Source organism: Mammaliicoccus vitulinus, from assembly GCF_029024305.1.
Classification (GTDB): domain Bacteria; phylum Bacillota; class Bacilli; order Staphylococcales; family Staphylococcaceae; genus Mammaliicoccus; species Mammaliicoccus vitulinus.
In genome coordinates, this window is record NZ_CP118974.1 from 2,380,683 (window position 1) to 2,392,723 (window position 12,041).

Genomic DNA, 12,041 nt, shown 5'->3' on the forward strand with positions numbered 1-12,041 from the left:
AAGACCTTTCCAAATACTATAACAGATATTTACAAATTTCAATGTTTTTCATTAAGATTATATATACGTTATATTCTTTAAGTATTAATGTTGTATCCTCGGATTATTTATGTTATATTCTTTAAGTAATTAATTTATATTCTTTAGATATTTAATTCGCATTATTCGTGGAGGGATACTCAAGCCTGGTTTAAGAGGATTGCCTTTTTAGGCAATTAGGAGCAGTAATGCTTGCGTTGGTTCAAATCCTTCTCCCTCCGTATACTAACCATTATTTATGTATTTAAAAGAGAGACCTAAACGGTCTCTCTTTTTTTGTTTATTTATTTCAATATTATTATTTTTGGATACTAATAGTCATATTTATACCGTTTATTGTTATTTCTATTAATTATTTTTAGAATTTTTCGTAGGAACTATAAACCTAAGAACACATGCTAAGACGAATAGCGTTACTATAATGATTGTTCTAAATTGGCCACTCATATCTAAAAATAATGTTACTAGTATTATTAAAAAACCAATGATATATAGATTTTCTTTGACACTTTGTTTCATAATGATCACCTCAATTAAAATTTATTAACATATGGGCGATATTACTACTAGCATACCCACACTTCAACAGCGCATAATAATATTGGAAATAATTTATTATATAATTAATATTCTTAAATTTTATAAATATTATTTTTAATTTATTCCAACTATGATAACATTTTCGTTGTGTGATTATAAAATAAGTATAGGAGTGTAACATTTTGAAGAAAAAAGTTCTTTGGATAATCGGTATTATCGCTCTTCTATTATTAGTCGGAGTTGCTTTTATTATTAAGCAGACGACAGCTGAAGGTGGAGATGATGATAAAAAAGACGGTTATGATACATATGAAGTTAAGGAAGAATCCCCTTTAAATATATCTGGGAAAGCTGCGCCTACTAAAATTAAAACGTATAACAATAATGATCAGTTAGGCGATTTTGTTAGCACTGTCGTTGAAGATGGTCAAAAGGTTAAACAAGGTGATCAGTTGATTAATTATAATATTAATGATCAAAAGCGCCAAGATTCACAAGAAAAAGTCGATGAGGCTCAGAAAAAAGTTGATCAAGATTACCAAAATATCAATCAACAGCCTAATAATAATGATTTACAAAAAACATTATCTAAAGACTTGGATGTCCTAAATGATACTCAGAAACAATTGTCTAAATATAATAGTCAAGTGAATGAAAGTATGTATGCATCGTTTGATGGTAAAGTTGAAATGGACAATGATAATGAAGCCAATAGCGGAGAGCCTATTTTAAAATTAGTATCTGATGAATCTCAAATTAAAACATCTATTTCTGAATTTGATATTAATAAAATTAAAGTCGGAGATTCAGTTAATGTTTCAGTGAGCAGTACTGGTGATGAAGGTAAAGGCAAAGTTGCAAAAATTTCTGAATTACCTACTAGTTATGAAGATAAGAGCCAAGAAAGCGCAATGGGTGCATCTGAATCAGAAGGTGAAACGCCAGAGACGTCTAACCCTACTTCTAATAATCCTAGTGTCGGAAAAGACAATTCAAAATATCAAGTAACAGTTGGTAAAATCAATATTCCTATCCGCAGTGGCTTTTCAACTGAAGGTGAAATACCTTTAGATGCGATTAAATTACCTAAGTCTGTATTAGCAAAAGGCAATCATGTATTTGTTTTAGATAAGAACAATAAAGTTGAAGAACGACACATCAACATTACACGTCAAAATGGTGAAATTTTTGTTGAGAAAGGACTAAATTCTGGAGAAAAACTCATCGTTTCACCTAAGAAAACGTTAAATAATGGTGAAAAAGTTGAGGTATCTTCATGATAAATTTAGTGAATGTTAATCGACACTTTAAGAACGGAGAAGAAACAAACCATATTTTAAAAGATATCAATATTTCAATTGATACGGGTGAATTCATTGCCCTTATGGGCCCATCTGGTTCAGGGAAAAGTACGCTGATTAATATTTTGGGTTTTATAGATAGAGGTTACACAGGTCAATACTTGTTTAATGATGAAAACTATCAAAATGTTTCTGATAATAAACTTGCGTTTGTCAGAAATAAAACAGTTGGCTTTGTCTTTCAGAATTTCAAACTTATACAAAATAATACGATTATGGAGAATGTTAGTATTCCCCTACTATATTCAGGAATGTCTTCAAGAGAACGTAAGCAGCGTGTAGAATCTGTTTTAAGAGACGTAAACATTGAAGATAAAAAGAATTTAGTACCGAAAAAATTGTCTGGTGGTCAACAACAACGTGTCGCTATCGCTCGTTCTATTGTTAACAAACCGAAGTTCATCATTGCCGATGAACCAACTGGTGCACTCGACTCGCAAACATCTAAAGATATTATGGATTTATTTATACGTCTTAATCGTGAACAAAATACAACGATGATTATCGTTACACATGATCGTAAAGTAGCAGAACAAGCCGATCGTGTTATCCATATTTTAGATGGACGTGTACAACGAGAAGAGGTGATTGAATGAAGAACTTACCAAATATCATCTCAATTTCACTTAAATCCATCATGAAAAATAAACGACGTAATATTTTTACGATGATTGGTATTATTATTGGTATCGCTGCAGTTATTACCATTATGTCGCTTGGTAATGGCTTTAAAAAGACAGCATCAGAAGAATTCGAAGACACGGGTGCAAGTAAAGGACAAGCCATGATTAGCTATATGCCAGATGGTATGGAAGCTTCAGAAAACAACCCCTTCGATAAAGAAGATATTGAGCTCGTCAAACAAATTGACGGCGTGAACGATGCCAAAATCAAAGAAAATGAAGATGAAAGTTACTCTGCAGAAATGACGAATGCACAGAAACAATCTGATATTAATGTTTTCAAAAAAGAACAAGCAACTGATACATCAGAAGGCAAAGGTTTCTCTAAAACAGATAATGATTTAAATGAAAAAGTCGTTACGGTAGATAATACTATAGCTGAAAATGTATTCAATAATGACGCTGTCGGAAAAACATTATTCATTGATGACCAAGGATTCAAAATCGTTGGCATTGTAAATAACGCTATGTATGAAAATAGTGTCAATATGCCTAGTTCTACTTTCAACCGTTATATGAAAGACTTAAATCAAGATTTTCCACAGCTTGAATTAAAAATTTCTGATGATGGTAAGAAAAAAGAAATTGCAGATAAAGCAGCCAAACAATTAAACAAACATGGGTCTGGAATGAGCGAAGGTAGTTATCAATATTCAGATATGGAAGATGTCATGAAGAGTATTACACAAGTATTCGATGCCATCACTTATTTCGTAGCTGCCGTAGCAGGTATTTCACTCTTTATCGCAGGTATAGGTGTTATGAATGTGATGTACATATCCGTCGCAGAACGAACAGAAGAAATAGCCATACGACGAGCATTTGGCGCTAAAGGACGAGATATTGAAATTCAGTTCTTAATCGAAAGTATCGTCTTATGTCTCATAGGCGGACTGATCGGCTTAATCATCGGTATATTAATATCCAAATTAGTCGCAGCCGTTACACCAGACATGGTACAAAGTGTCGTCAGCGTAGGTTCAATACTATTAGCAGTTGGGGTTTCAACACTCATCGGAATTGTATTTGGTTGGATACCAGCAAGATCCGCATCTAAGAAAGAGCTAATAGATATTATTAAATAAACTATATTTTTCAATAAAGTAATAAAGAGTCTGGTCCATAAATGTCCTGAAAATTAAAAAGCAGTAGAAATTCATTATTAAAATTGAATTTCTACTGCTTTTCTTATTTAAAGTCCTTTTGGTAGCACTTAGAGCTACCATTTTTTATATTTTTTCGTTTGTTCTTTTAAGTACATGCTCTATATGTTGCAAGACTCATCAAACAAGCAACATAGGAGATCCGAATGTTTTAAAATCTTACGATTTTGAAAGTGCATGCTTGCCTAGGGGTATGGCTCGAGCCTGTAGTCTCTCACTCATACTATTCCCCCGGGCGTCAGCACTTTGCAAAATCGTGGAGAATATTTTAAAGATTTTTTGCTATTTATCATGAGAAGCCTCACTTGATAAATTCAACGGCTCTATTTATCATGTGGAGCCTGACTTGATAAATTCTATGGCTCTATTTATCATATGGACCCTCACTTGATAAGGAACACCTTGATTACTTAATGATATTGCCAAAGCTAAACCACTAGTTCCAGCGCCGACTATTAATACTTCATTATTCATAGTCATCTATCTCCTATTTAATTTTTATTTATAGATTAAACATATATCAAATAGACACAGTGTTCAATTACTACAAATTAGAAAATAGACACTTTTAGTCATATGTTCATTTAAATTAGGAAAGAGACATATTATCTTAAAACATTAGTTGTGATTTTATCTATAATATCTATAAGTTCCTTTGGCGTTTCTTGCTTATTATTATCAATCCATTCTTGAAGTACCCCTTCTCTAATATTAAAAGTACTCGTTTAAGATCAACCAAACAGTATTTATAATAAAACTTATCTCTTATATTAACTACAGACTTAACTCATAAATATACTGAACCCCAAAATATTAACTTTTTAGTGTGATATTTGAATGAAATATGTCAAAAAGACTAAAAATAAACCAAACAGTATTTACACGTTTGGTTTATCCACAGTCTATGACCAAGTAAAGACTTGGTCTTTTTATAGTAAAGTAGATTTACCTATCTAAATGTCTATATAGTGTCGCTCTACTTATATTAGTTTTTGCTTTTATTTCATCTAGCGTATATTTTTTACTCATATACATTTCTATTGCATCTCTTAAATTTTTATCATCGCGCTTAGGTCTGCCAAGACTTTTACCTTCTCTTGTATAATTTTCTAACCCCATACGTGTTCTGAATTTCACAATGTCACTTTGAAAATCTGTAATATCATGCAATGTATTTATAAAGGTTTCTTTCCCATTTTCCGTTATTGTTTTATTTAAATTAATCACATATAGCGCAGTTCCTTTTGTTGAAAATATATCCAATATATCTACTAAATGTTTTGTGGTATCTGCAATGATACATAAATCCGTAATATATAAAACATCATTAGAAGTTAATTTAAAATTTAATAAAGCATCTAGTTCATTTCTTTTTTTATTATTAGCATGTTCTTCTTTAATAATATCATTTGTATATTGTTCTAATTTCTTTATTTGTTCACTCACACTATCATTTATTGTAACTGGCCTAATATAACCATATTTCATTTTAGTACACCACCTTACATAAGGAAATTATAACATATAGTTTCAATAAGGGGTATACATATGAAACTTTCCTGTTATACTTTACAATATAATTAAAGTGAAGGAGAGGAAATAATGGTTAAGAAATTAAAATCTGAATGGCTTAACCAGCCAGGGATAAATATACTTGCTGGAATTGTTGTAGCACTAGCATTAATTCCCGAAGCCCTTGCGTTTTCAATTATTGCTGGAGTTGATCCTATGGTGGGTTTATACGCAGCGTTTATCATTGCTACTGTTACTGCGATAATTGGAGGAAGACCAGCAATGATTTCTGGCGCGACTGGTGCCGTAGCACTATTAGTCACACCTTTAGTAAAGGATTATGGCGTTGAATATCTATTTGCTGCTACGATACTTATGGGGTTAATCCAGTTAACTTTAGGTATTCTTAAAGTAGGTCGTTTAATGAAATTCATCCCCCGTTCTGTCATGATTGGCTTTGTTAATGCATTAGGTATTATGATATTTATGGCTCAAATAAAACATATTTTTGGTATATCTATATCGACCTATATATATGTTATTATAACTTTACTCATTGTATATATTATTCCCCGGTTCTTTAAAGCTATTCCCGCAACATTAATAGCAATAGTCGTTTTAACTGCTTTTTATATGTACACTGGTTCTGACGTAAGAACTGTAGGAGACTTAGGTAGTATTAAACAAACTTTACCTCACTTCTTATTCCCTAACGTTCCATTTAATTTAGAAACACTTCAAATTATTTTTCCATATTCATTATCTATGGCAATTGTAGGTTTAGTAGAAAGTTTACTCACGGCTAAAATTGTAGATGATGCAACAGATACGTATAGTAGCAAAAACAAAGAATCACGTGGGCAAGGTATTGCCAATCTTATTACAGGGTTCTTTGGTGGCATGGGAGGCTGTGCCATGATTGGACAAACACTTATCAACGTTAAATCAGGTGCAAATAGTAGATTGTCTACATTTACAGCAGGTATTGTTCTTATATTTATGGTTATTGTACTCGGTGGTGTAGTTATTCAAATACCGATGCCAATTCTCGCGGGTATTATGGTCATGGTTTCTCTGGGAACGATTGATTGGAATTCATTTAAGTATATTAAAAAAGCGCCCAAAACAGATGCAATCGTTATGGTTTTAACGGTGATTATTGTATTAATGACTCATAACTTAGCTATCGGTGTGGTTGTAGGTGTGATTTTCAGTGCACTTTTCTTTGCAACTAAAATTTCTAAAGTTGAAGTTGTTTATGAAGATTTAGGTAAGAAACATCTTTTTTCTTTTAAAGGTCAGATATTCTTTGTGTCAATTGACTCTATGATGGAGCAAATCGACCTTAATATTGAAGATAGTATTATAGAGTTGAATTTTAATCATGCCCATTTATGGGACGATTCAGCAGTAGATGCTATTGATACGATTGTTAGAAAATTCGAAGAGAAAAATAACATTGTTTACGTTGAAAAATTAAACGCAGACAGTCGAAAAATTGTTTCAGAAATAAGCCAATTAAATGAAAATCATTTAAATTAAGGAGTGTTTTTATGTATAAATCAATTTTACTTGCAGCAGATGGTTCGGAAAATAGTGAGCGTGCTGCTCAAGAGGTGCTTAACTTTATAGATAAAGATACATTTGTCACAATTCTAACAGTTGTAAATGTCGAAGAGTCAAAAACTGATGTTTTACATAGGCAACAAGGAGCTAGTTTAAATCAAGAAAGACAAAAAAAGCTCCATTTTATTAAAAATTTTTTCAAGGAACATAATGTGAATTATGAAATTAAAATTGCTCATGGCGTCCCAACAGACAAAGTGGTTGAAATTGCGAATAACGGGAGATATCAAGCCATAATTTTGGGAACACGTGGTTTGAATAGCTTGCAAGAAATGGTTCTTGGTAGTGTCAGTCATAAAGTCGCTAAACGTGCTCAAATACCAGTTATTATTGTTAAATAATTTAGACTCTGGGACATAAACGTCTTAGCTTATTGTTGATATTCATTAAGCTCAAGCAATTTATTTACTGTAGATCTCTTCACCAAAAGCGCACGATATCTTCTGAGTCTTCGTGCGATTTATCCAAATTTTACCAAAAGCGCACGATATCTTTCGAGTCTTCGTGCGTTTTATCCAGATTTTAAAATATAAAGAGATCTCTTCACTAGGCAATAGCCTAATGAAGAGATCTTTTATTTTGAGTTTAGGCATTTATGTCCTAAACTCTTAGTAACTTCTGAACTATGCGATAAAAATTCATGTTAAATACATTTTAAATTAACAACTATAGACAAACTTATCTCATCATACAAAACAATTAAACCTAAACTATCGTTTTTGATTCAAATACTTTAATACCTAACATTTAAAGATATTAATCAAGTAATGTCACATTTTCTTTACCCCAATATGCTTTTTGTTCAGTGACTTCACCTTGTTCGTTAAATTCGAATACATCTATTATATCAATAGAGATATTTTGTCCATTTACATCTACATATAGTTTAAATGCCATGGCTGCCGCATTTCCAAAAGAAGTACTTATAGGAGATATCAACTCTGCTCTTTGAGGTGTGAAAGGTACATCAAAAATTTCTTTTAATTCATTAATCATAACTCCACCTCCAGTAGTAATAGGAGCTGTACCGACTGGATCTTCTCCTTTGAAATCACTAGAATAAGTAGCTCCAACACCTTTATGATTAATTGCATCAATGTGACTTTGCATTACTTGTTTCATGTGTTCTTCTGAAGGTTGGGCAGGTGCTATATTTAATTCTTCTTTTTCTTCTGTAAGATCTTCCATAAATGCTTTCCAACTAAAACGCTTTTTCATATTTAAAACTCCTTTTTAATGATTATTTTATAGCATAACCTTGTTTATTAAGATAATTTAACATGTCCGGTTGAATGCTTCTTACTAAATGATCATCAATATGATCGCTCCATCCTTTTATTTTTCTCGCAGTAAATGGTGCTGTTATTGGTCTACTCTCATAATACGCTCTCATTTGTTCATCATACGTTTTTATATCTTCTACATCAAAATCTTCATATTTATTGTTATGCATAACGACTTCTTGAGGTAATCTTGGTTTTAATGGGGCTTTTTCTTCTGCAGGATGGCCGATACATAACCCTACTAACGGTATAACATACTTAGGTAATTCAAGTAGTTCAGATATTTCTTCAATATTTAGCCTAATACCACCGATATAAACACCACCTAATCCCATTGATTCAGCTGCTGTTAAAGCATTTTGTGCCATTAAACCAACATCAACAGCGCCAATTTGTAAAAATTCTGTATAACTAATATCTACTTCCGGTGCTATTTGATGATTTCGATTAAAATCTGAACAAAATACCCAAAACTCTGCCGCTTCACCTATATAAGTTTGATCCCCACTAAGTTTCATCAGTTTATTGCGTACTTCTTTATCTGTTATACGAATAATCGATACAGCTTGTAGCAAACTAAATGATGAAGTTTGATTAGCAGAATTAAAAATATGATTAATTTGTTCTTCAGTTAATTGTTTATTTTCAAAGCTCCTTACAGAACTATGATTTTGTAGTAATTTTATTGTTTCATTCATTATAAATCCCTCTTTCTTTTTAATACTTTCTGATATACAATATATTAAAATAGATAGTACCATAATGTAAGTAGGCAATAAAAAATGACATAGTATCAAAATTCGTACTAACGTGAATTGGAGGGGTTTATATGGTGAAAATATGTAATTATGGCTTTGACGAATCATTCGTGGAAGAACATAGAGATATGCATGGGATAGCATATACTCAAAATGTTTTATCTGGAAGATATAAAAATTTAATATTATGGTACTTAAAAGAAAATGATCGTAGATTTGGGGAAATCAAGAAATTTCTCACAAGCGTTTCACAAGGGTCTTTAACAAAACAACTTAGAGAATTGGAAAGTGATGAAATCATCACAAGAACAGTTTATCCAGAAGTGCCCCCTAAAGTTGTTTATGGATTATCCAAAAAAGGAAAAGATCTCATGCCAATAATAGATATGATGGAAGAATTCGGGAAGAAACATGGTAGATAAATAAAAAGCGTCAATCAGTTGGAATCATAACTGATTGACGCTTTTTTGTTCATTTAAACTTTCGTTAATGCATTATTGAAATCATTTTTCATTTTAATCCAAGCTTGATTGATATCCTCATCTAAACCGAATAGACCACTTCTGCCTAATATATAAATATCTGGATTTGCTTTTTGAATTTTGCTAAATGTTTTTTTATTAGATGAACCATCCATTTCAATTAAATACTCATATTGATATTCATCTCTTAATTTTCTTAACTCAACGATTTTTTCTAACGTTTCATCTATGAATTTCTCTCCTGCAAAACCTGGGTCTACTGTCATAATTGTGATTTTATCTAAATATTTAATATAAGGTTTGATTACTTCTATTGGTGTTTCTGGATTCAATACTATACCAACTTTTTTATTATGATCATGAATTTTGTTAATTAAACGATATGCAACTCCATTCACTACTTCTGCATGGATACATATATAATCTGTATCTACTTTTAATAATTCATCTACCCAAAATGATGGTTCTGTTACCATTAAATGTGCAGAAATAGGTACATCTGAAATCTTCTTCACTTGTTCTATAAACCATGGTGAAAGTGTTATATTTGGTACATAATGACCATCCATAATATCCACGTGATAGGATTCTACATGATTATTTAAAAATGTAATTTGATCGCTAAATTTATTTAAATCCATCGTCATTAATGATGGTGAAAACTTTGTATTTTTCATTATTTTTACCTCCATTAGTAAACTTTTAGATCTCCTAAATCAATATCATCTTCTTCAATTTCATCAACCATTTCTTCTGATTCATTGACTGGCTTTTTCAATATTACGAGAACGACTGCTGTTACAATTACATTTGCAACAATGGCTATTACAAATCCCATAGGTTGTGACATAGTTGGAATGGCTAACATCCCACCGAATGGTACTTTTGAATCTGCATTCATGACCATCGAAATTGCACCACCAACTGCACCACCAATTCCAGTTGCAATAACGCATCTGATAATATCATTTAAGACAATCGGTAATACACCTTCTACTATTTCTATAATTCCCATTGGAAATGCTGTTTTTAATGTTTCTACTTCTACTTTTTTATAAATATTTTTACGTAATAATCTACCAACCCAATATGCAAGTGCAAATCCTATAGGTGTAGCTGTATTAACTACGATTAGTGCTGTTATAGGTTCATGTATACCTTGAGCTTGCAATGTTAACACGAAAGCAAATACCGTTTTATTAATAGGACCACCATAGTCAACACTAGCTAGTACCCCAATGATAATGCCGTATATCAACTTGGACGTACCACTTAATGATTGTAAGTATTCGGTTAGTAAATGTGTAAACTGCGTAATAGGTGCCCCGATTACATATACCATGATTAATCCACCTATAAGTGATGCTATAAATGGTATAACGAGCATAGGCATTAACCCTTTTGCCCAATTTGGCATTTTGATATATTTGATGATTAATACGACAAGATAACCTGCTAAAAATCCACCTATTAATCCGCCAATAAATCCAGATCCTACAGCATTTGCTGTTAAACCAATGACTAATCCAGGTGCTATACCTGGTTTGTCAGCTATGGAGTAAGCAATACCAGTAGCTATGACTACTGGTAACATCCCTAAACCTGCTCCACCTAACGTTGCTAAAACATCCCAAAATGAATACCCTGTCTTAGTTAAATCCGCAGATGAATCACCACCAAATGCCATACCAATTGCAATCATAAAACCTGCTCCACAAACAACAGGGATTAAATATGATATTGCAGTTAGCAAATGACCTTTCAGATTCAACTGTCTAAAAAATGATTTCATGTTATCTTCCCCTTTATCAGTTTGATAAAATCGATACAACTTCTGATTTTTCTTTTGAATTTAATAATTGTTCAATTATTTCATCATTACTTAGTCTACGGGCAATCAATGATAATAATTTTAAATGTTCTTTAGAATTGTCATTATCTTCTCCGACCGCAAGCAAGATAACAACTTTGGCACCTTTGTCATCTAATGATGGCCAATCTACAACATCTTTCAATATTGCGATTGCAATACCAACTTTATCTACGCTTTTGCTTTTCCCATGAGGAATTGCTACTAAATCACCTATACCTGTGACACCTTCCGCTTCTCTTTTATATACAGCATCTAAAAAGTTTTTTTGATCATTTATATAATTTTCTTGTTTAAATAAATGAACTAACGTTTCTAATGTTTCTTCTCTACTACTTGTTTCTAATTCAGTTAAAATCGTTTTTTCATCAATAACATCTTTTAAATTCATAAGGCATCTCCTTTATTGTTCTGATATTTGTTCAATTTTTTCTATAAGTTTATTTGGAGATTTTATCGCTACATCTGTCGGTATTTCGATTATTTTTTTTCCTTCAAATCTTTCTTTAGCACTTACTTTTACATCTACAGCCAACAACACGACATCTGCTTGTTTAATGTCTTCTTCACTCAATTCATTTTCAATACCAATCGTTCCTTGTGTTTCGATTTTAATACTGTGTCCTTTCTTTTCTGCTGCTTTTTCTAGTTTTTCAGCTGCAATATATGTGTGTGCTATCCCTACAGTACAAGCACAAATACTTACGATATTCATAATTCATTC

Annotated in this window: 15 protein-coding genes and 1 tRNA gene; 7 read left to right on the top strand and 9 right to left on the bottom strand. The window is 31.9% G+C overall.

Features of this window, described 5'->3' with window-relative positions:
- The first annotated feature begins 169 nt into the window (after nucleotides 1-169).
- Nucleotides 170-260, top strand: a tRNA-Lys gene (locus PYW35_RS11895).
- A gap of 127 nt (nucleotides 261-387) precedes the next feature.
- Here the strand turns inward: PYW35_RS11895 and PYW35_RS11900 are convergent.
- Nucleotides 388-558, bottom strand: a complete 171-nt coding sequence (locus PYW35_RS11900; protein ID WP_204107866.1) for a hypothetical protein — start codon at nucleotides 556-558, stop codon at nucleotides 388-390.
- Between the two features lie 203 nt (nucleotides 559-761).
- Between PYW35_RS11900 and PYW35_RS11905 the strand changes: the two genes are divergently transcribed.
- From PYW35_RS11905 to PYW35_RS11915, 3 genes are read left to right on the top strand one after another with little or no spacing between them, the layout of a single operon-like run.
- A complete protein-coding gene (locus PYW35_RS11905; protein ID WP_103323395.1) occupies nucleotides 762-1,859 on the top strand; it encodes an efflux RND transporter periplasmic adaptor subunit in 1,098 nt (365 codons plus the stop codon).
- Nucleotides 1,856-2,536: an ABC transporter ATP-binding protein gene (locus tag PYW35_RS11910; RefSeq protein WP_103323394.1), complete on the top strand. Its 681-nt coding sequence runs from the start codon at nucleotides 1,856-1,858 to the stop codon at nucleotides 2,534-2,536. Before PYW35_RS11905 ends, PYW35_RS11910 begins: the two co-directional genes overlap by 4 nt.
- Nucleotides 2,533-3,708 carry an ABC transporter permease gene (locus tag PYW35_RS11915; protein ID WP_204107867.1) on the top strand — a complete coding sequence of 392 codons (1,176 nt, stop codon included), beginning with the start codon at nucleotides 2,533-2,535 and terminating at the stop codon, nucleotides 3,706-3,708. Before PYW35_RS11910 ends, PYW35_RS11915 begins: the two co-directional genes overlap by 4 nt.
- Before the next feature lie 408 nt (nucleotides 3,709-4,116).
- On the opposite strand, the gene PYW35_RS11920 is transcribed toward PYW35_RS11915, so the two are convergent.
- Nucleotides 4,117-4,260 carry an FAD-dependent monooxygenase gene (locus PYW35_RS11920; protein ID WP_233709594.1) on the bottom strand — a complete coding sequence of 48 codons (144 nt, stop codon included), beginning with the start codon at nucleotides 4,258-4,260 and terminating at the stop codon, nucleotides 4,117-4,119.
- Between the two features lie 471 nt (nucleotides 4,261-4,731).
- Nucleotides 4,732-5,274 carry a recombinase family protein gene (locus PYW35_RS11925; RefSeq protein ID WP_103323392.1) on the bottom strand — a complete coding sequence of 181 codons (543 nt, stop codon included), beginning with the start codon at nucleotides 5,272-5,274 and terminating at the stop codon, nucleotides 4,732-4,734.
- Between the two features lie 114 nt (nucleotides 5,275-5,388).
- On the opposite strand from PYW35_RS11925, the gene PYW35_RS11930 reads away from it, so the two are divergent.
- Together PYW35_RS11930 and PYW35_RS11935 are read left to right on the top strand one after the other, a co-directional pair.
- Nucleotides 5,389-6,840 carry a SulP family inorganic anion transporter gene (locus tag PYW35_RS11930; protein ID WP_103323391.1) on the top strand — a complete coding sequence of 484 codons (1,452 nt, stop codon included), beginning with the start codon at nucleotides 5,389-5,391 and terminating at the stop codon, nucleotides 6,838-6,840.
- A gap of 11 nt (nucleotides 6,841-6,851) precedes the next feature.
- Nucleotides 6,852-7,265: a universal stress protein gene (locus PYW35_RS11935; protein WP_103323390.1), complete on the top strand. Its 414-nt coding sequence runs from the start codon at nucleotides 6,852-6,854 to the stop codon at nucleotides 7,263-7,265.
- 415 nt (nucleotides 7,266-7,680) lie between these two features.
- On the opposite strand, the gene PYW35_RS11940 is transcribed toward PYW35_RS11935, so the two are convergent.
- Nucleotides 7,681-8,142 carry a nuclear transport factor 2 family protein gene (locus PYW35_RS11940; protein ID WP_103323389.1) on the bottom strand — a complete coding sequence of 154 codons (462 nt, stop codon included), beginning with the start codon at nucleotides 8,140-8,142 and terminating at the stop codon, nucleotides 7,681-7,683.
- 22 nt (nucleotides 8,143-8,164) lie between these two features.
- Entirely contained in the window at nucleotides 8,165-8,905 is a 741-nt protein-coding gene (gene nfsA / locus PYW35_RS11945) for an oxygen-insensitive NADPH nitroreductase (RefSeq protein WP_103323388.1), read from the bottom strand.
- A gap of 131 nt (nucleotides 8,906-9,036) precedes the next feature.
- Between nfsA and PYW35_RS11950 the strand changes: the two genes are divergently transcribed.
- A complete protein-coding gene (locus PYW35_RS11950) occupies nucleotides 9,037-9,387 on the top strand; it encodes a winged helix-turn-helix transcriptional regulator (protein ID WP_016911903.1) in 351 nt (116 codons plus the stop codon).
- 53 nt (nucleotides 9,388-9,440) lie between these two features.
- Here PYW35_RS11950 and alsE read toward each other — a convergent pair whose 3' ends face one another.
- From alsE to PYW35_RS11970, 4 genes are read right to left on the bottom strand one after another with little or no spacing between them, the layout of a single operon-like run.
- Nucleotides 9,441-10,124 (bottom strand): D-allulose 6-phosphate 3-epimerase, encoded by a 684-nt coding sequence (gene alsE / locus PYW35_RS11955; RefSeq protein ID WP_016911904.1) that lies wholly within the window; start codon nucleotides 10,122-10,124, stop codon nucleotides 9,441-9,443.
- Between the two features lie 14 nt (nucleotides 10,125-10,138).
- Nucleotides 10,139-11,239 carry a PTS fructose transporter subunit IIC gene (locus PYW35_RS11960; RefSeq protein WP_016911905.1) on the bottom strand — a complete coding sequence of 367 codons (1,101 nt, stop codon included), beginning with the start codon at nucleotides 11,237-11,239 and terminating at the stop codon, nucleotides 10,139-10,141.
- 16 nt (nucleotides 11,240-11,255) lie between these two features.
- The gene (locus tag PYW35_RS11965) at nucleotides 11,256-11,708 is read right to left on the bottom strand and encodes a PTS sugar transporter subunit IIA (protein ID WP_016911906.1); all 453 of its coding nucleotides are present in this window, start codon (nucleotides 11,706-11,708) and stop codon (nucleotides 11,256-11,258) included.
- Nucleotides 11,709-11,720: 12 nt separating this feature from the next.
- Nucleotides 11,721-12,032 carry a PTS fructose transporter subunit IIB gene (locus PYW35_RS11970; protein ID WP_103323387.1) on the bottom strand — a complete coding sequence of 104 codons (312 nt, stop codon included), beginning with the start codon at nucleotides 12,030-12,032 and terminating at the stop codon, nucleotides 11,721-11,723.
- Nucleotides 12,033-12,041 lie beyond the last annotated feature (9 nt).